General features: G+C 55.8%; 12 protein-coding genes. 2 read left to right on the top strand and 10 right to left on the bottom strand.

Annotated features, from left to right (window positions below; all coding sequences use genetic code 11):
- The first annotated feature begins 48 nt into the window (after positions 1–48).
- Positions 49–2391 carry an MMPL family transporter gene (locus AC5LBQ_RS01485; protein WP_493264424.1) on the top strand — a complete coding sequence of 781 codons (2343 nt, stop codon included), beginning with the start codon at positions 49–51 and terminating at the stop codon, positions 2389–2391.
- A gap of 1 nt (position 2392) precedes the next feature.
- Here AC5LBQ_RS01485 and AC5LBQ_RS01480 read toward each other — a convergent pair whose 3' ends face one another.
- From AC5LBQ_RS01480 to AC5LBQ_RS01455, 6 genes are all read right to left on the bottom strand, one after another.
- Entirely contained in the window at positions 2393–3016 is a 624-nt protein-coding gene (locus AC5LBQ_RS01480; RefSeq protein WP_493264423.1) for an L-threonylcarbamoyladenylate synthase, read from the bottom strand.
- Positions 3017–3118: 102 nt separating this feature from the next.
- Complete coding sequence (gene aspS / locus AC5LBQ_RS01475) at positions 3119–4936, bottom strand: aspartate--tRNA ligase (RefSeq protein WP_493264422.1); 1818 nt, start codon at positions 4934–4936, stop codon at positions 3119–3121.
- 141 nt (positions 4937–5077) lie between these two features.
- Entirely contained in the window at positions 5078–6937 is a 1860-nt protein-coding gene (locus tag AC5LBQ_RS01470; protein ID WP_493264421.1) for a GTPase, read from the bottom strand.
- A complete protein-coding gene (locus AC5LBQ_RS01465) occupies positions 6937–8607 on the bottom strand; it encodes a dynamin family protein (RefSeq protein ID WP_493264420.1) in 1671 nt (556 codons plus the stop codon). Before AC5LBQ_RS01465 ends, AC5LBQ_RS01470 begins: the two co-directional genes overlap by 1 nt.
- 16 nt (positions 8608–8623) lie before the next feature.
- A complete protein-coding gene (hisS, locus tag AC5LBQ_RS01460; protein WP_493264419.1) occupies positions 8624–9943 on the bottom strand; it encodes a histidine--tRNA ligase in 1320 nt (439 codons plus the stop codon).
- A gap of 19 nt (positions 9944–9962) precedes the next feature.
- Entirely contained in the window at positions 9963–10673 is a 711-nt protein-coding gene (locus AC5LBQ_RS01455; protein ID WP_491680491.1) for an MBL fold metallo-hydrolase, read from the bottom strand.
- 150 nt (positions 10674–10823) lie between these two features.
- On the opposite strand from AC5LBQ_RS01455, the gene AC5LBQ_RS01450 reads away from it, so the two are divergent.
- Entirely contained in the window at positions 10824–12374 is a 1551-nt protein-coding gene (locus AC5LBQ_RS01450) for a DUF349 domain-containing protein (protein ID WP_493264418.1), read from the top strand.
- Positions 12375–12418: 44 nt separating this feature from the next.
- On the opposite strand, the gene AC5LBQ_RS01445 is transcribed toward AC5LBQ_RS01450, so the two are convergent.
- The 4 genes from AC5LBQ_RS01445 to AC5LBQ_RS01430 form a co-directional block, all read right to left on the bottom strand.
- Positions 12419–14761 (bottom strand): RelA/SpoT family protein, encoded by a 2343-nt coding sequence (locus AC5LBQ_RS01445; protein WP_493264417.1) that lies wholly within the window; start codon positions 14759–14761, stop codon positions 12419–12421.
- Positions 14762–14894: 133 nt separating this feature from the next.
- Positions 14895–15440 carry an adenine phosphoribosyltransferase gene (locus AC5LBQ_RS01440; protein WP_282921632.1) on the bottom strand — a complete coding sequence of 182 codons (546 nt, stop codon included), beginning with the start codon at positions 15438–15440 and terminating at the stop codon, positions 14895–14897.
- The gene (gene secF, locus AC5LBQ_RS01435; RefSeq protein ID WP_297345844.1) at positions 15437–16552 is read right to left on the bottom strand and encodes a protein translocase subunit SecF; all 1116 of its coding nucleotides are present in this window, start codon (positions 16550–16552) and stop codon (positions 15437–15439) included. Before secF ends, AC5LBQ_RS01440 begins: the two co-directional genes overlap by 4 nt.
- Positions 16549–17250 (bottom strand): preprotein translocase subunit SecD (locus tag AC5LBQ_RS01430; protein WP_493264416.1); only part of this gene is annotated, 702 nt, incomplete at its 5' end. The genes secF and AC5LBQ_RS01430, both read right to left, overlap by 4 nt.

The raw sequence follows: 17250 nt of genomic DNA, 5'->3' as shown, positions 1-17250 counted from the left end.
AACCACCCTAGTGAAAACTACCCTAAAGTGTGTGAGACAATGCATAACATGTTCCTGAAACTATATCGCCGTTTGAATCGACGCCCTCTGCCCACGGTGTTGATTTGGGCTTTGGTGATAGTCATCTGTGCAGCCTTTACATTGACCGGTTTTGGCTTCGGAAACATGTGGAATCGTGTCGAAAACCGCCTGGTTTCTATCCCCGGTTCGGAATCCTACGTCGCGTCACAAATCCTGAATGACAGCCGCAGCTCCAACTATCAGGCTTACCTCATCGTCACCGGGGTGGACATGGATAAACAGCGCGCGGAAGTCAAGAACGTGCTGGACTCCGCGGCGGCGAGTTTCAGTGAGGTTCCGGGGGTTATTCCGGCGGGAGTGCTGTATCCGTTTGCGAAAGGCGACGATGTTAATAACCCCGATGCAAAAACTTTGATGGACAAATTTATTGCCGCGGATAAGCAGGGTTTCATGATGGTGGTGCTGCTGGACTTGACCCAGTTCCCCCAACGCGCCGACGACATCCGCGCCATGACTGAGAATGCTTTGAGCCAAATTGCCGGCGATATGCGTTCTTTCGCACCTCACGCCGAGGGCATCGTCACGGATGAAGACCTGAACAATCAAGAAGTTGCCGCGAGCGCACACCATGATTCTCTCAAGGCGAATCTCATTGCCTTGCTGATGATTTTTGTGGTGCTGTTCGGGGCTATGGGACGTCTGCGCCTGGCTTTTCTCGCTTTCATTCCGACCTTTTGCGGATGGATTGTGACGCGGACCATCGCCACCCTGGCTTCCCTCATCGTCAAGCCCGCTCCCGGTGATTCTGCCCTGGTCACCATGCTTTCACTAGGCGTGGTGACCAGTTATACGGTGTTTCTCATCAGCCGCAGCCGCTCCCGTCTGGCAGTGGTCAAATACACCGCCGAGATTCCGCGTATTTCCAAGCCACATGAACGTCGATTGCGCAAGCGCCGTGACTCTCTCACGCCCTTAGACGAGGTGTTTACCCACTCGGCTCCGGCTATGCTTATTTCCACGGCACTAATTGTGCTGGGTCTGATTATGGTAGCTATCTTCCCTGCTAGCAGCCTGCGCTGGGTGGCTCTGGTCAGTATGTTCTCTATCCTGGGATGCTACGCAATTGGGACGACGTTGATTCCCTCGCTGCTGTACCTCGGCATCAGGTGGCTGGAATACCCCCGTCCGCAATGGCATCGGCGGATTTTTACCACTATTTCCTCCTGGTTCCGTTCTCTGAACGACCGGCTACGGAAACTTTTCGGCTCACGGAAACCTGCCAAACCCATTTTGACCGGTGTCCTGGTAGTTTTTCTGTTAGTGATGGCGATTCCCGCCTTCGGAATTACCTGGCACACCTCAGGGCAGACAACTTTTCCTCCAGGAACGAATGCCGCGAAGTTTGAAGCTCTACGCGCAGCTCACTACGGCACTACCGCAGCCACTCCGGATATCCAGATATTAGGGAAAACCACCGCCGCAAATATGCAAAGCTGGTCTGTTGCGGTGGGCAAGATTCCCGGTGTCGATGCGATGACTGCCGGAAACACTGAAATTGCTGGGGACTATAGCGTCTTGGACGTAGATTTGAAGCCGGGCGTCACCAATCGTCAAGCCGGTGAAATCGTGAAAACTATTCGCAGCTTACCTTCGGATTTCCCCAAGTGGACCACCGGCCAGGCTGCTAACCAGGTTGACTTTGCCTACCAACTCACTAAGTTTGTTCCCCCGCTGGCCGGAATCATGGTGCTGGCGACTTTTCTGGTCATTTTGCGCGCCACCAGGCGTGCTTCGGCTGCGGTGTGGGCGACTTTATTGAACTCCCTGAACCTATTGGTGGCTTTGGGGCTGACGGCGTTGGTGTTCCAAGACGGGTGGGGCGCGTTCCTGCCCAAACTGGCGCGTTCCGGAGGTGTCGACCCTAACGTGGCAGTGTTACTGGCGGGTTTCGGTTTCGCGCTATCCCTGGATTACCAGTTCTATGCCATGAATAGAGCGAAACATCATCTGCCGGAGGAACTGGCGGAACTGGACGACGACCCGCTGCTGAACGAGTTGACCCAAACCCGCGGGGCACTGTGGACACGCTCAGTCATCCACCTGGCGATTTTCCTGGCTTTCCTGCCAATGAACGCCGTGCCCGTGAAACAGTCGGCTTTTGCCCTGGTTATCGTGGTGCTGCTCAACGTGCTGTTCAGCCGCCTGTTTCTCTCTCCCCTCCTGGAGCCCTACCCGGATCAAAAACCGCAAGACCCCGGTTTGGTGTGGGAAGACGACCTTCCCAATCTGGCCGATTCCGACACGGTGGACGACTCAACCGCGCTTGCACACAATCAGCACAGTGACGCCGCCGAGAGCACCGGCGAGTAATCTACTGCAAGAAATCAACCGGACCGGCTCCCTCGCGGGTTACCACCGGGACGTCGTCCTCCATGTTGATAACGGTAGTGGCCTGGTCCGAACCGATCGGCGCATCGACGATAATATCGAGCAGGTGCCCCAGCTTGGCGATGACCTCGACCGGATCGCTCAGTGGTTCCGTATCTCCGGGCAGCAGCAGGGTGCAGGATAAGATAGCCTCCCCCAAGGCTTCTACCAGCGATAAGGCTACCTTGTGCGCGGGAATCCGCACGCCGACAGTGTGCTTCTTTTTGTTCAGCGTGGCGCGCGGAACTTCCTTGGTACCTTTCAAAATAAACGTGTACGGCCCCGGAGTCAACGATTTAATCAGCCGGTACTGGGAATTCGACACCATCACCAGCTGACCCAGCTGGGCGAAATCGTGGCACACCAGCGTGAAATGGTGCCTATCATCGAGCTGGCGGATTTTCCGGATGCGTTCCAGGCCAGCCCCGTTGGCCAAAGCACAGCCTAGCGCGTATCCCGAATCAGTGGGATACGCCATTATGCCGCCGTCCTGGATAATCTCCACAATCTGGTTCAACGAACGCGTCTGCGGATTTGCCGGGTGCAGTTCAAAAATTTTTGCGCTCATAATTTCCCCCTTGGTGAAACCCTGCCAACTATTCCATCTATTCTAGAGGGGACAGTTGGCAGTTGAGAGACAACTCGCGGTGATTTTCCTCAGAAGTAGCTTTTACAGCGTTTTTTCGCTGTCCTCGGCTTCCTCAGCGTCCTCGGCGTCTTCGTCATCTTCCGGCACGTAATCCACGCCGGTTTCTTTGCGCTGTTCGTCCGTAATCGGGGCGGGCGCACCGGTGAGCGGATCTAAGCCGTCGCCAGCCTTCGGGAAGGCAATAACATCGCGAATCGACGGGGAACCCGTCAGCATTCCGGCAATGCGATCCCACCCCAGAGCCAAACCGCCGTGCGGCGGAGCGCCGTACTTGAAAGCGTCGAGCAGGAATCCGAAGCGTGCCTGCGCCTCCTCCTGCGAAAATCCCATAACCTTGAACACCCGTTCCTGAACATCGCGGCGATGGATACGGATAGAACCACCACCGAGTTCCACCCCATTGCACACGATGTCATACGCGTACGCCAAGGCATTGCCGGGGTCGGTATCGAAGGTATCGAGACATTCCGGTTTGGGCGAAGTAAAAGCGTGGTGTACGGCGGTCCAAGCGGAGTGGCCCAGCGCCACGTCGCCTTCCGCTACTGCCTCGCCGGAGGGCTTGAACAGCGGCGCGTCCACCACCCAAGTGAAGGCCCACGCCTTTTCATCAATGAGGTCGCAACGCTTCCCAATCTCCAGGCGAGCTGCCCCCAGCAACGTTTGCGAAGCGGTCTTGTCCCCGGCGGCAAAGAAAATGCAGTCCCCCGGCTGGGCTCCGGTGGCAGCAGCCAGGCCGGCCTTTTCCGCGTCAGAAATATTTTTGGCTACCGGGCCGGCAGTTTCGGCCTTTTCATTCAACGTCACGTAGGCCAGACCCTTCGCACCGCGGGCTTTCGCCCATTCCTGCCACTTGTCAAAAGTACGCCGCGGCTGGGAACCGCCACCGGGCATGACCACTGCCCCCACGTAGGGTGCTTGGAAAATCTTAAACGGAGTGTCTTTAAAGAATTCGGTCAAATCAACGAGTTCGTAGCCGAAACGCAAATCCGGTTTATCCGAACCGAAACGATCCATGGCTTCCTGGAAAGGCATCCGCGGAATCGGAGTGGTCAGGTCATAGCCGATAACTTTCCAAATCTCTTTCAGCAGGTGTTCGGTTACCTCGATGACATCGTCTTGGTCGACGAAACTCATTTCCAGATCGAGCTGCGTAAATTCGGGTTGACGATCGGCGCGGGAATCTTCGTCACGGTAGCAGCGAGCCAACTGGAAGTAGCGTTCCATACCGCCGACCATCAGCAGCTGTTTAAACAGCTGGGGCGACTGCGGCAAGGCGTACCACGAACCGGGCCGAATCCGCGCCGGGACTACGAAGTCTCGCGCCCCTTCCGGGGTGGAACGCGTCAAAGTTGGGGTTTCAATCTCAATAAATTCGTGTTCTTCCATAACCCGCCGGGCAATCTGAGAAATCCGCGAGCGCAGCACCAGATTGTCGTGCAGCTGACGGCAGCGCAGATCAACGAAACGGTAACGCAACCGGATATCCTCACCAACATTGGAGTCCTCGGCATGTTCAGAAACTTGGAAAGGCAGCGTCGCGCAGGAGTTCAAAATTTCGACATCATCGGCCATAACCTCAATATCGCCGGTGACGATTTCGGGGTTTTCGTTGCCTTCGGGGCGTTTGCGCACCTTGCCGGTGACCTTGAGCACGTATTCGTTACGAACTTCCCGGACCACTTCTTCACTGACGACCAGCTGGACAATTCCGGAGGCATCACGCAAGTCCATGAAAGCTACCCCGCCGTGGTCTCGGCGACGATCCACCCAACCGCAGAGGGTGACGGTCTGACCATCGTGTTTCAGGTTCAATTCCGCACATTTGTGAGTTCGCAGCAACTTATGCCTTCCTTTGAAAATTCGTCTCAAGTCAATCGGGGTGCGACACCCCGTTCCCATAAGTGGGCTCTCTAAAGTTTAACGCCTATCTGAGCTGAGGGGAAACCCTGGAAGCTGTTCCTTGAACGGGTGAGACGAAAGCTAACGCGATTGGGCGTCTCGCGAACGCATTTCTGAAACCAGTTCGGACAGCTGGGGGTACAAATCCAAATTCTGGTTCATTTTGACCAGGAAACCCTGACGAGTCACTTCCTGGATCAGCGAGCGGAATTTGTCGGCACATTCTCTCCCGTAGTTTCGCGCCCCGCAGTGCAGTATCTTAGTTCCCACCAGGCTCCACACCAGGGTGCCCGCAACTGCGGCAACCAAGACCAGGAGAGGGAACGGCACCGGTCCCACCATCCACACGGCCGCACTGGTGCCAGCCCCGCCTAGGAACGCCACCCCCGCAACGAGACTCCACAGCAGTCCCACCACTAACGCAGCTAACCAGAACCAATGTCCGAGTCGCCAAATCCGCCACCAGGTCCGGGCGGGACGAGCCGGGAATTTCCAGGATTCCAAAGCTAGGTTGAGGGCGCTGACCAGATTTCCGGACAGTTCCACGGCCTTGAGCTGAGCAAAGTCCACCCATTTGGACGGACGGTGCGCACTGGCGGTCGCCGCGTAGGTGCGAGCCGCGCTGGTAATTCCCGCCACGTTGACGCGGGGGAAGAAACGGTTGAGCGAGTCGGCTTGCGGGGCTACCGAAGGAAGGTCTGGGTCTGGAGTGGAGTCAGCTACGGCTGGGGTCGCGCTCTCGTCGGCCGTTTGTTCTGGGGAGGGGTCCGCAGAAGGGCCGACGGGTTTGTCCGCTTCAGGTTCGCCGGGCGTGGCCGAATTATCCTGATTGACATGTGCCAACGGTTTGATTCCCGCCAACCAGTTCAGCACCGGCCACAGCGTCCAAAAGCCTCCCGCCCTCAAGTATTGTTTGGAAAAGTTCGCTTCCACGGCCGACAGACCGCTGACCTGGGTCACCTGGTCCACCAGTTTTGTTTCGGCTGGAGACAGCGGCGAAGCAACGGACGAAGCCTGAACGGGCTGCGTTGAGAACTCTCCGGTCACATCCAGTTCCAAATCTTGGCCTAGCTTCGTGGCGGCGTGATGAATCGCGGCTTGTTCGCCCCTCCAGCGGGCTTCCGGGGCGTGGGATAACTCGGCTACGGTTTCGCGGAATCGCGCCAAACTTGACTCATCGTAAAGCGAAATCTGCAAAATTTCAGGACTGACCCCTATCCGTTCGGCAATGGCGGCCAGCTCCTGGTTCAGGGTTTGTAGCTGAGACTCAGTCAAGCCCTCGGTGTGGGTCAGGACAAAGTACGAGTTCGGGTGACGTGGGAACGCCGAAATTCGGCTGTGGAAAACGGCATCGGCATATTTTTGGGAATCCGTAGTCCACAAGATGAGATCCGCTGTTTCTAGGACCTGGGATGCCGCTGATGTCAGTTCGGGAACCAGCAGTGTATCGGGAACTTCGACCACAATCGGGTGACCGCACTGTGTAAGAACCGACCGTACCTGGTGACCCTCGCCTACCATTCCCAAACTGTCCCGGAGTGGATTGGAACGGGTGGTACAAAACTCCACGCTGACACTGCGCGGAATTCCGCTCAGTTCTAAAAACGGTGCGGCAGTCACCTCCGCGTCGACATAGGCCACCAGCTCAGTTGTGGTCGGTCGGTGCATCCCCGTTGGCACCAAGCTGTTGCGACGGGCCAAGGTGTTTACCACCGTGGATTTTCCGGTGCCGCTCGGTCCGGCTACCGCTATCACGGTTACTCGGGGGTCTAAGGCATCCCGGCGTTCTAGCTGGTTCTCTAAACGGCGTAAATCTTCGCGAGCCTGAACCAGGAACGTCTCGGAGCTACACGTTCCCTGAACGACATCGAGACACTCCGCCGCGCGGTGCAGCGCTGCTTGCATTCGAGTTTTGCGTTGTTCGGGATTATTCCGCGGCACTAGGACCACTCCTCTCGCAGGGTACGCAGCGTTTTTCGTCCCGCGGCGATTAGTTCAGAGTTGTCGGAATCAGGAATGCTTTGACGCAAGGTGGCGATGCGCTGGTTGACCCGAGCGTGCAGCCCGCGGCGAAGCGTGGATCGGCTCCACGACCGCAGTCGCAAACGTGTCGAGATATCAAAAAAAGCTCCCAAAAGCTCGTCAACTCCGGTGAACTGGCAAGTTTCGGGCGAGGCCATTCCAGCAAAGAGAACCGCCAAGAAAAGCGTCTGGGCATCGTCTGTCGAGAGCTTCTCATCGTGATTCCAGCCAGCTTGGCGGCAACATTCCGCAGGGGTCAGAGACCACTGCTCCAAGAGTTCGCTACCGTCCAAGGACTGCGCGGTTTCGTCTACAATCTGAACGGAGTCGGGCAACACAGAGTCCTGGAGAGCGTCAGCAATCATTTGCTCTATCTGAAAGTCGAGGTTCGACACGCTGCTCGCCACCGCCCGCTTTACAGCATCCAGCGCCGCATCAGGTTGGGGTTGCTGATTGAGCCAGGCATTTTTCCATTTCAGCCGCTGGCGTACCCAGCTGTTTTCAGCCTGGTACTCCTCGAGTTGGCAGCGCACGCAGGGCTCCAAAAGGTCGGCAGGCTCACCTTGGAACCAGGTGGGAGCCACAATCTGAGCATCAACAAATACCAGCAGTTGCTGTTCCAGTTGCTCCACGGTTTGCTGGACATCGCTGCGCATTTGTCCCTCAGTGGCGGCGGCATCGAACACTTTTTCGCTCAAATCCAGGACTTCATGCAGAGACCCAAACAGGGTCTGACGCGCCATGGCGGAATGCATCAAGGCGTCACCAGCCAAGTTATCGAGCCAGTTACGCAGGGAAACTAAATCTTCGGCGGGCAGTTCTCCGTCAGCAATCTGAGTTTCCATAATGGCAAAAATCGGAACATCTTTGAGGTTGCTAGCAGCGATTTCCGCGCTGAGATCCTGCTTAGCCGCCAGGAGGGAACCTTGTGTGACCCTGTTCAGCACCGCACCGATAGCGACATCGCGCCGGACAGCCTTCCGCAGCAGCTCCAGCCCCGGCTCGTCCCTGTAACGGTTGGCGGTAGTCACAAAAATCCACAAGTCAGCAACTTCCAACAGGTGCTGAGCTAATTCACGGTTCGTGTCCAAATAGGAATCCAAATCGGGACAATCGATGAGGCACATTCCCGGAGGCATCTTGGGAGTCGAACGCAAGATGAGCTGCGGCGCCGGTGCTGTCGCAGCCTCCTCGCCCGCTGGCACACGTTCCGGTACGGCAGACGCGACGGCGGGATCGTCCCAGGCATCATCGTCTAACAGACGTATCTTTTCAAATCCTTCCAAGATGCGGTCTGCCGCCAGCCACAACTCGTCGTCAGGATGGTACACGAGTACCGGGGTCAAAGTCGTGGGACGCCTCACGGAAGTCGGAACTTGCGCACCGACCAAAGAGTTCAGGAGCGTCGATTTGCCCACCCCAGTAGAACCGGCCAGTACCGCTACAAGGGGACCGTCCAGGTCAGTACCCCGCGCGCGCAAATGCTCGCGAAGCCGGGAGACTGCCGTGTTTCGCAGCTTTACGGCAGGAGCCTGCGCCACCGGAAAACCAAAGATTAGGTCCTCCAGCTGCTGAGCTAACTCATCCATACTCTTCGATGGCGATCTACTCATAGTTGGCAATCACCTGCGGTTTCAAAAGTTCGGGGGCGGGGGTAAACGTGTCGGCTTGGGCACTTTCCTGGGTCTCGCTAATGAGATTCTTTACTTCCCCGGATTCCACAAACCACACGTAGGGAATGCCGCGGGTCACCGCGTATTTGATTTGTTTCCCATACTTGGCGGCGGTGGGGCTTACTTCCGTGCTGATGCCGCGAGCCCGCAACTGCCAAGCCACCGCCTCGGCTTGTCCCCGTGTATCCTCGCTATCCACCGCAACCAAAACACAGGTCGGAACCGGACGGGACACTTTAGCCCAATCATTAGCCAGAATAATCGAGATGAGCCGGGTCAAACCGATAGACATCCCCACCCCGGGAAAGTGACGCTTACCTTGGGAAACCAAGTTATCGTAGCGCCCCCCGGAACAGATCGAACCATAAGATTCAGCCCCTGTAATAAACGTTTCGTAGACCATGCCGGTGTAGTAATCCAGCCCGCGAGCAATCTTAAAGTCCGCTACCACGTTGCCTTTCTCATGATCAGGAACGCTACGCAGCATTCTCGCCACGTCCGACAGACCTTCCTCCAACAGGTCATCGTGCAGTCCCAAATCGCGCACCTGCTGGATGACGCGTTCGTCGGCTCCGCTGATGTCTGCCAGACTGACCAGAGTTTGTATCTGAGACGCATCGAGGCCAAGTTCGCTGAGTATCTGTGTGAAGTCTTCGGGGCGCACCTTGTCATGTTTATCGATGACTTGCAGAACCTCGTCCACTTGCGTGATACCTAGAGCATTGCAGACTCCCTGCAAAATCTTACGGGAATTCACGTGCACCACCGGGGTGGGAATCGGCAGAGATTCCAGCGCTTGAGCCATAATCAGCGGGGCTTCAATCTCAAACTGGGGCGGTAAAGTTTCCGCAGCGACCATATCGATGTCGGCCTGGACAAACTCGCGGAAACGACCTTCCTGGGGTCGTTCGCCGCGCCACACCTTTTGAATTTGGTAACGCTTAAAGGGGAAACGCAACAGGTGGGAATTTTCCAGCACGTAACGCGCCAACGGCACGGTCAGGTCAAAGTGGAGCCCGTTCTTGCGATCCTCTTTGCCTTCCTTATCCTGCAGCCGCGACAGTACGTAGACCTCTTTGGAAGTTTCTCCCTTGCGTTCCAGCTCGCTGAGAGGTTCGATGGCACGCGTCTCCAGGTGGGAAAATCCGTGCAGTTCAAATACCCTGGTCAGACGGGAAATCAACTCGTCCTCAAGGATTTTTTCCTCCGGGGTGAACTCGGGAAAACCTGAAAGTGATGTCATCATGGGCATATTCTCTCATTTTCCCAAGTCATCTCAGAAATGGGTTGTTCGCGAGCTCTGCCGCCCAGGTGGTCGTCTCTCCGTGACCGGGCAGCAGCAGAGTGTCGGGGTTGACGCTGATTTTGAGGGTTCGCAAAGTTTCCGTCATCACCTCAGGGTCGGAATGGGGCAGGTCGGTACGGCCAATCGAGCCTTTGAAAACTACGTCCCCGGAAAAACAAAATGCCTGGTCGTCGCGGCCGTCAAAACCGAGCCCCTGACCGTGGTCCTCGCCTTTGTCAGCACCAAAGAACATGGTGCATCCGGGCGAATGTCCCGGAGCCGGCAGGGCACGCAACACTAAATCGGGAATAATTTGCGCTCCCCCACCGGCAAACAGCGCATCGGGCGGAGCTTGGACCGTAACCGGTTCCCACGCCCCGTCCATTTCGGTGAAGTAATTGTTAACACCTAGCTGAACTCCCGGACCGGGAGCATCCATCCAGAAATGATCCGGTTTTGCCAAATAAATGGGTGCCTCGGTGTTGCAGGCAGCAACCTGAGCCGTATTCCACAGGTGGTCAGCATGGCCGTGAGTCAGCAAGATTGCAGCCAACTCAGCATTGAGCTGTGTCAATAGTTCCTTGATCCGCGTGGCGGTTTTCGCGCCGGGATCAATAACCAGAGCGGATTTGTTCGCAGTGACCAAAACATAGCAATTTTCCCCGTAAATCGGCGAAACAATCCGTAACACATCCATAGTTCAAGGCTAACTGATTTTTTCCGTCACGAATTTTCTTTCACCCAGTTTCCCGAAACCGTGTCTTTTCAAGTAAAGTAATCCTGGAAATATACTTACCAACGCGAACGGAACGTGCCGCGGCACCAACCCCGTCAGGAGGAAAAATTCATGGCCACGTCTGAACAGGAATCCATCACCAGCGAAATCAAGGAAACGCAGGAAAACCAACCTGGTAAAACCTCAACAGGACCTGCCCAGACAGCAGCTGAGGCCGATAGTTTACCTCAGACTGAATCGCCAGCCGCTTCCCTCCCGGAACCCACGGCGGCACCGGAATCTCCCACCGCTCCTACACCAACACCGACTGAAGCATCTCCCGCAGCATCCGCGCCCCAAACCGGTGAAAAAACCCCGCAAATCACGCCGGTACACCTGGAAGACACCAATAAAAACAAGCCCCTGGGACCCATCGAGAAAATCGCTATGGACGAAGCCTCCAAATACGGGCGCGTTGATGACCAGGGTCGGGTTTTTGTCAAAGACGGCGATACCGAGCGGGAAGTCGGCCAATACGCGGACGGAATCCCGGAGCAACCCTTAGCGCTTTACGTACGTCGTTTCCTCGACCTGCAAGCCCAAGTCGATTTGGCTCAAGCACGTTTGGCAACGTTAAAGGCTCACGATATCGATGCCACCCTAAAGTCCTTAGACAAGGCGATGGAGTCCCCCATGGTGGTGGGCAACCTCGACGGTTTGCGTTCTCGCATTGAAAAACTGCGGGAACTGGGTGCAGCTCGCAAGGAACAGCTGGCTGAGGAACGTGAAGTCGCCAAGGCACAAGCCCTGGAGACACGCAACAAGATCGTGGAGGCAGCCGAAAAAATTGCCGCCCAAGATCCGGAACGCACCCAGTGGAAGCAATCCGGGGAACGCTTGCGCGAACTGCTGGAATCATGGAAAGAATCCCAACGCAAGGGACCGCGTATCGATCGTGCCACCGAGGACGCTTTATGGAAGCGTTTTTCAGCAGCCCGCACGTCTTTTGACCGGCATCGTAAGTCATTCTTCTCGCAGCTTGATACCAAACGGGCAGAAGTTCGCACTACGAAAGAAGCCCTGATCAAACGCGCTGAGGAGCTGGCAAACTCGACCGATTGGGCGCGAACCTCCGCAGCTTACCGGGATTTGATGACGGAATGGAAAGCTGCCGGGCGGGCTTCCCGCAAGGACGACGACGCGCTGTGGGAACGTTTCCGCGCCGCTCAGCAGGTCTTTTTCGATGCTCGCAGCGCCGACAACGCCAAGACCAGTACCGAGGAACAAGCCAACCTTGAGGTGAAAGAAAAGCTGCTGGAACAGGCGAAAGCCCTCATGCCGGTGAAAGACTTGGAAACCACCAAGGCAAAATTCCGCGACCTGCTGGATAAGTGGGATGAAGCCGGGCGGGTTCCCCGCGGAGATATACAGCGTTTGGAAAACGGTTTGCGTTCCGTGGAACAGGCTATTGCGAAAGCTGAAAACGAGGCGTGGGTTAAGTCCAATCCGGAAACGAAAGCTCGCGCTGAGGGTCTGGTCGGGCAGCTCGAAGAGAAAATCGCCAAACTCGAAGCTGAGATTGCCGCTGCGAAGCAAGACGGCAAGGACACCAAAAAGCTCGAAGAGGATTTGCAGGCCCGCAAGGGCTGGCTCGACCAGGCTCGTAAAGCCGCGGCGGAATAATCCGCTCCGAGAATCCCGTATCTTTCTGGGTTATCTCCCCCAGTCTAAGGCTGCGGGGTCGGCTCTGCGGCCCCGTTTTGTCCGGGTGTCACTCGAGTTGCGGAATATACCCCCGAAATGCGTCCCAAGTCATTGAGAATGTCTTGCAGATGGGAAGGCTCGGCGAGCTCAAAAGCCCAACGGGAATACGCCACCCGGTCGCGTGTGGTGGAAATATTGCCTGAGAGAATGTTTACGTGATTGTCGGTGAGAACCCTGGTCACGTCGCTCAATAGCCCTCCTCGATCCAGAGCCTCAATTTGCACCTGGACGAGGAACGGTGTCTTGGAATGCTGCGCCCACTTGACGGAAATGACGCGTTCCTGTTGAGCCACGCTGAGATTCTTGGCATTCACGCAATCGACGCGGTGTACGGAAACCCCATGACCCCGGGTGACAAATCCCATGATTTCATCTCCGGGAACCGGGGTGCAGCACTTGGCCAGCTTAACCCACAAATCGTCAGCGTCCTGACCGTCGACCAATACCCCGGAGCCCCCGGCACGAGATTCAGTCGTAGGCGTATGGGTGGGGACGGCTTCTTCCTCGGCCAAAACCTCCTCATCGTCATCTTCTGTCAGGGAACCAGTAAAGTTCAGCAGGCGTTCCACCACATTTTGGGCGCTGACGTGGGAATCTCCGATGGTCGCATAGAGAGTGTCAACATTGGGTAATCCCAACTGTTTCGCTACGGATTCCAAAAATTCATGGCTGGCAAGTTGATGAATCGGCAACTTTTGTTTACGAATTTCTTTCGCCAGAATTTCCCGGCCTTTATCGATAGATTCCTCGCGGCGTTCCTTTGAAAACCAGGCTTTTATCTTTGATTTTGCGCGCGGGGTTGCCACGAAGGATAACCAGTCCCGACTGGGGGATGCATCGGGAGACTTGGACGTAAAGATTTCCACCGTGTCACCGTTTTCCAGTTTTGATTCCAGGGGAACCAGCTTGCCGTTGACCTTGGCGCCGACCGTCTTATTTCCCACTTCGGTGTGTACGGAATAGGCGAAATCGACCGGAGTGGATCCGGCAGCCAGCACTACTACCTGGCCTTTCGGGGTGAACACATAGACCTGGGCAGAGTTAATTTCGTAACGCAGCGAGTCTAGGAACTCTCCTGAGTCTTGGGTTTGCTTTTGCCAGTCAACCAGTTGCCGCAGCCAGCCCATCTCATTTTCCAAATCCAAGACTTTGCCGCCCTCTGATTTTTTCAACGATTTGGCATTGGGATTTTCCTTGTATTTCCAGTGGGCGGCAATCCCGAATTCGGCGCGGCGGTGCATTTCATAGGTGCGAATCTGAATTTCGACAGGTTTTCCCTTAGGGCCGATAACCGTGGTGTGCAACGACTGGTACAGGTTGTATTTCGGCATTGCGATATAGTCCTTGAACCGACCCAGCATCGGAGACCACCGCGAATGCATCAACCCCAGCACGGCATAACAATCTCGCACGGATTCCACCAGCACGCGCACCGCCACCAAGTCGTAAATATCGTTGAAATCACGACCGCGCACAATCATCTTTTGATAAATCGAGTAGTGATGTTTCGGGCGCCCGGTCACAGTCCCCTTGATTTTCGCATCCCGTAAGTCGCCTTCAATAGTCTGGATGATGGCGCTGAGCTGTTCCTCTCGGCGGGGCGCGGCCTCCTGAATGAGCTTGTCGATTTCTTGGTAAATCTGAGGATAGAGGGTTTTAAACGCCAGATCCTCCAGCTCCCATTTAATGGCGTTGAGCCCCATCCGGTGAGCCAACGGGGCATAAATTTCCAGGGTTTCCTTAGCTTTGCGCGCTGCACTTTCTTTACTGACGTAGCGCCAGGTACGTGCGTTATGCAGACGGTCAGAGAGTTTGATGAGCAGGACTCGGATATCCTTAGCCATCGCGACCAGCATTTTTCGGATAGTCTCTGCCGGGGCGGAATCCCCATATTTCACTTTATCGAGTTTGGTGACCCCGTCGACCAAAGCGGCAATATCCTCGCCAAAGTCACGCCGACATTGTTCCAAAGAATAGTCGGTGTCCTCTACGGTGTCGTGCAGCAGCCCCGCCGCAACCGTTGTTTCCGACATGCCCAGTTCGGCCAGGATAGTCGCGACCGCGACCGGATGCGTAATGTAGGGCTCTCCCGACTTGCGGAATTGTCCCCGGTGGTAACGTTCAGCGGTCACATAAGCCCGTTCCAAAAGGTCAAAGTCAGCTTTGGGATGGTTTTCCTTGACTGCCCGCAACACGGGTTCGAGCTCGCGGTATGAACTACGGGAACGGACCAATCGAAACAGAGAGCCGCGCAGAGCACCAGTATTCTCACTGGGCTCGTTGACAATCTCCGGCGCTTGCTCCATACAGAGATTCTAATTCTTTTGCCCGGTAAACGTTAGTTTAATGGGGTGTGACCTGGATTCTTTTCCAAAAATCGAGCGTGAAATCAATGAATTCCTCAGCCTATCCCATACGGGTGACAGGTGCTGAGCGCGTTTACAGTTCCACGAGTGAGTGGAAAGGCGTATTGCCCAGGTGAGTACGTCCGTTGAGGGCTTTCAACTCCATCAATACCATAATTTCGCAGACGTGTCCCCCGGCTTTTTCCAAGAGTTTCACGGAAGCGGCGGCGGTTCCTCCCGTTGCCAAGAGGTCATCAACCACCAGAATGTTGTCAAAGCCTTGCACCGTTTCCGGTTGGACTTGAATCGTCGCGGAACCGTATTCCAAATCGTAGGATTCGCTAACCACGTGTCCGGGCAGCTTTCCGGCCTTACGCACCATAATCATGGGCACACCCAGTTCGACAGCCAGAGGAGAGGACAGGATAAACCCGCGTGACTCCAACCCGGCTACCGCGTTGATTCTCCCCCGATAGTGCTGGGCAATTCCTTGAATCAATTCCTGAAAAGGCTCCCCGGAAGCGAGCAGCGGGGAAAAATCCCGAAACAGGATACCGGGCTGGGGAAAATCAGGAATCTCAGTCAGGTGCGTAACGATAATCTCGTGCAGACGCGAGTCGAAGTCAACGGGGAAATTCATTTCTTGGTCTTCTTCCGTTTCGGTTGCGCAGCCTGCCCCTTATGGTGTCCAGGAACCATGGGGGCCGCCACCACGGCAGGCGTGACCTCCTTGAACGAGCCGTCCTCGTTGAGAGTGGCGGCACCCGATTCCACAGCGGCGGCACGAGCCTTGTCAACCTTGGCGTTGTGGTCTTTGATAGCTTGCGAACGACCCCGGACCAGCGTCAGCATCGGGGTGGCGATAAAGATAGAACTGAAAGTACCAACAATCATGCCGATGAACAGCGGCATCGAAATATCCAACAGAGTGGAGGTACCCAGCAATGCCGCGCCCAGGAACAGAATCGCTGACACCGGCAAAATACCGGTTATAGAGGTGTTGATGGAACGCACCATCGTTTGGTTGATGGACAGGTTCGCCAGCTCGTTATACTTGGAGCGCGACTGATTGAACATATCGCGGGTGTTTTCGCGGATTTTATCGAAAACCACCACCGTGTCGTACAGGGAGTAACCCAAGATGGTCAGCAAACCGATAATCGTTGCCGGAGTAATCTCAATCTGCGTGTAGGCGAACACGCCCAAAGTAATCAGGAAGTCATGCATCAACGCAAACAGTGCTGAGAATGACATGGTCCAGGTGCGGAAGTACGCCATCAACAGCAGCGCAATCATGCCCATGAATACCAGCAAACCAACCAGAGCCTGCTTGGACACCGAAGCCCCCCAAGACGGGCCAATCGAAGTCTTAGAGACTTTTGAAATGTCCACGTTGTAGGCTTTGGCCAGCTCCTTTTGAATCTTCAGCTCCACGTCGGTGGGTTGCTGACTGGTTTGGACGCGCAGACCGTTCGTGCCCATCTGGGCAACCTTGGTCTGTTCGTTCAGGCCGGCGGCTTTCACCGCATCGTAGGCGGGTTGCTGGGGCGGATTCGTTGCTGTGTTAGTGACTACGAACTCGGCACCGCCGGTGAACTCGATAGACGGATTCAACCCAAAAATCGCAATCCCGATGACGGAAATAGCCATCAAAATAGCTCCGACAGTGAGCGGAATTCGGCGATTCTTAATGATTCCGTAAGACTTTTTCCCGGAGTAAAGCGCATTACCCCACTGGGCGTAACTCATCATTTCGCGTCCTCCTCTGTCTGGGTGGGTTCATCTTTCGGGGCGGTCTCCTCGCTTCCGTCGGATTCCGCAGTTTCGGAAGTGGGTTCTGCCGGGGAAGTGTCCGATTCGGGTTCTTTCGCGGGAGTTTCCGGCTCGGTGTTCTCAGCCGGAGCCGCAGACGTTTCCTCGATTTCGTTCTCCTCATCAGACTGAGGCAGACCGGCCTTTTGGCGAGCCAAAGAAATGGCTGGAGCGGCGACCTTTTGCGCAGACTTCTTTTTACGGGGCGAAGACGCCGTCACGGCAGACTGCATATAGATGCGGTCGCTGCTGGCACCGAGGTGTAGCGGATCCAGACCGCTGAACTTCCGGCCTTCACCAAAGTAACGAGTCTTGATGAGCAACGACATCATCGGGTGGGTGAACAGGAAGATGATTCCCAGGTCAACCAGAGTGGTCAAGCCCAAGGTGAAGGCGAAGCCCTGTACGCCGCCAACAGCCAGAACGTAAAGGACTACCGCAGCCACAATGTTCACGATGTCGGACACCACGATGGTTCGTTTCGCGCGATCCCAGCCGGTTTCCACCGCGGTAGCCAAGGGCTTACCATCGCGTACCTCGTCTCGAATACGTTCGAAATAGATGATGAATGAGTCCATGGTCACGCCGACGGCCACAATCAAACCGACCACGCCCGCCAGAGACAAACGATATCCCAT

Source organism: Mobiluncus sp., assembly GCF_985070215.1.
The sequence above is the reverse complement of the archived record's forward strand: the minus strand, read 5'-3'. Positions and strand labels throughout refer to the sequence as shown.

Coding starts and splice junctions, on each gene's coding strand:
- AC5LBQ_RS01485 (WP_493264424.1), top strand. CDS start 49: ATGTTCCTGAAACTATATCGCCGTTTGAATCGACGCCCTCTGCCCACG.
- AC5LBQ_RS01480 (WP_493264423.1), bottom strand. CDS start 3,016: ATGAGCGCAAAAATTTTTGAACTGCACCCGGCAAATCCGCAGACGCGT.
- AC5LBQ_RS01465 (WP_493264420.1), bottom strand. CDS start 8,607: ATGGATGAGTTAGCTCAGCAGCTGGAGGACCTAATCTTTGGTTTTCCG.
- hisS (WP_493264419.1), bottom strand. CDS start 9,943: ATGCCCATGATGACATCACTTTCAGGTTTTCCCGAGTTCACCCCGGAG.
- AC5LBQ_RS01455 (WP_491680491.1), bottom strand. CDS start 10,673: ATGGATGTGTTACGGATTGTTTCGCCGATTTACGGGGAAAATTGCTAT.
- AC5LBQ_RS01450 (WP_493264418.1), top strand. CDS start 10,824: ATGGCCACGTCTGAACAGGAATCCATCACCAGCGAAATCAAGGAAACG.
- AC5LBQ_RS01445 (WP_493264417.1), bottom strand. CDS start 14,761: ATGGAGCAAGCGCCGGAGATTGTCAACGAGCCCAGTGAGAATACTGGT.
- AC5LBQ_RS01440 (WP_282921632.1), bottom strand. CDS start 15,440: ATGAATTTCCCCGTTGACTTCGACTCGCGTCTGCACGAGATTATCGTT.
- secF (WP_297345844.1), bottom strand. CDS start 16,552: ATGATGAGTTACGCCCAGTGGGGTAATGCGCTTTACTCCGGGAAAAAG.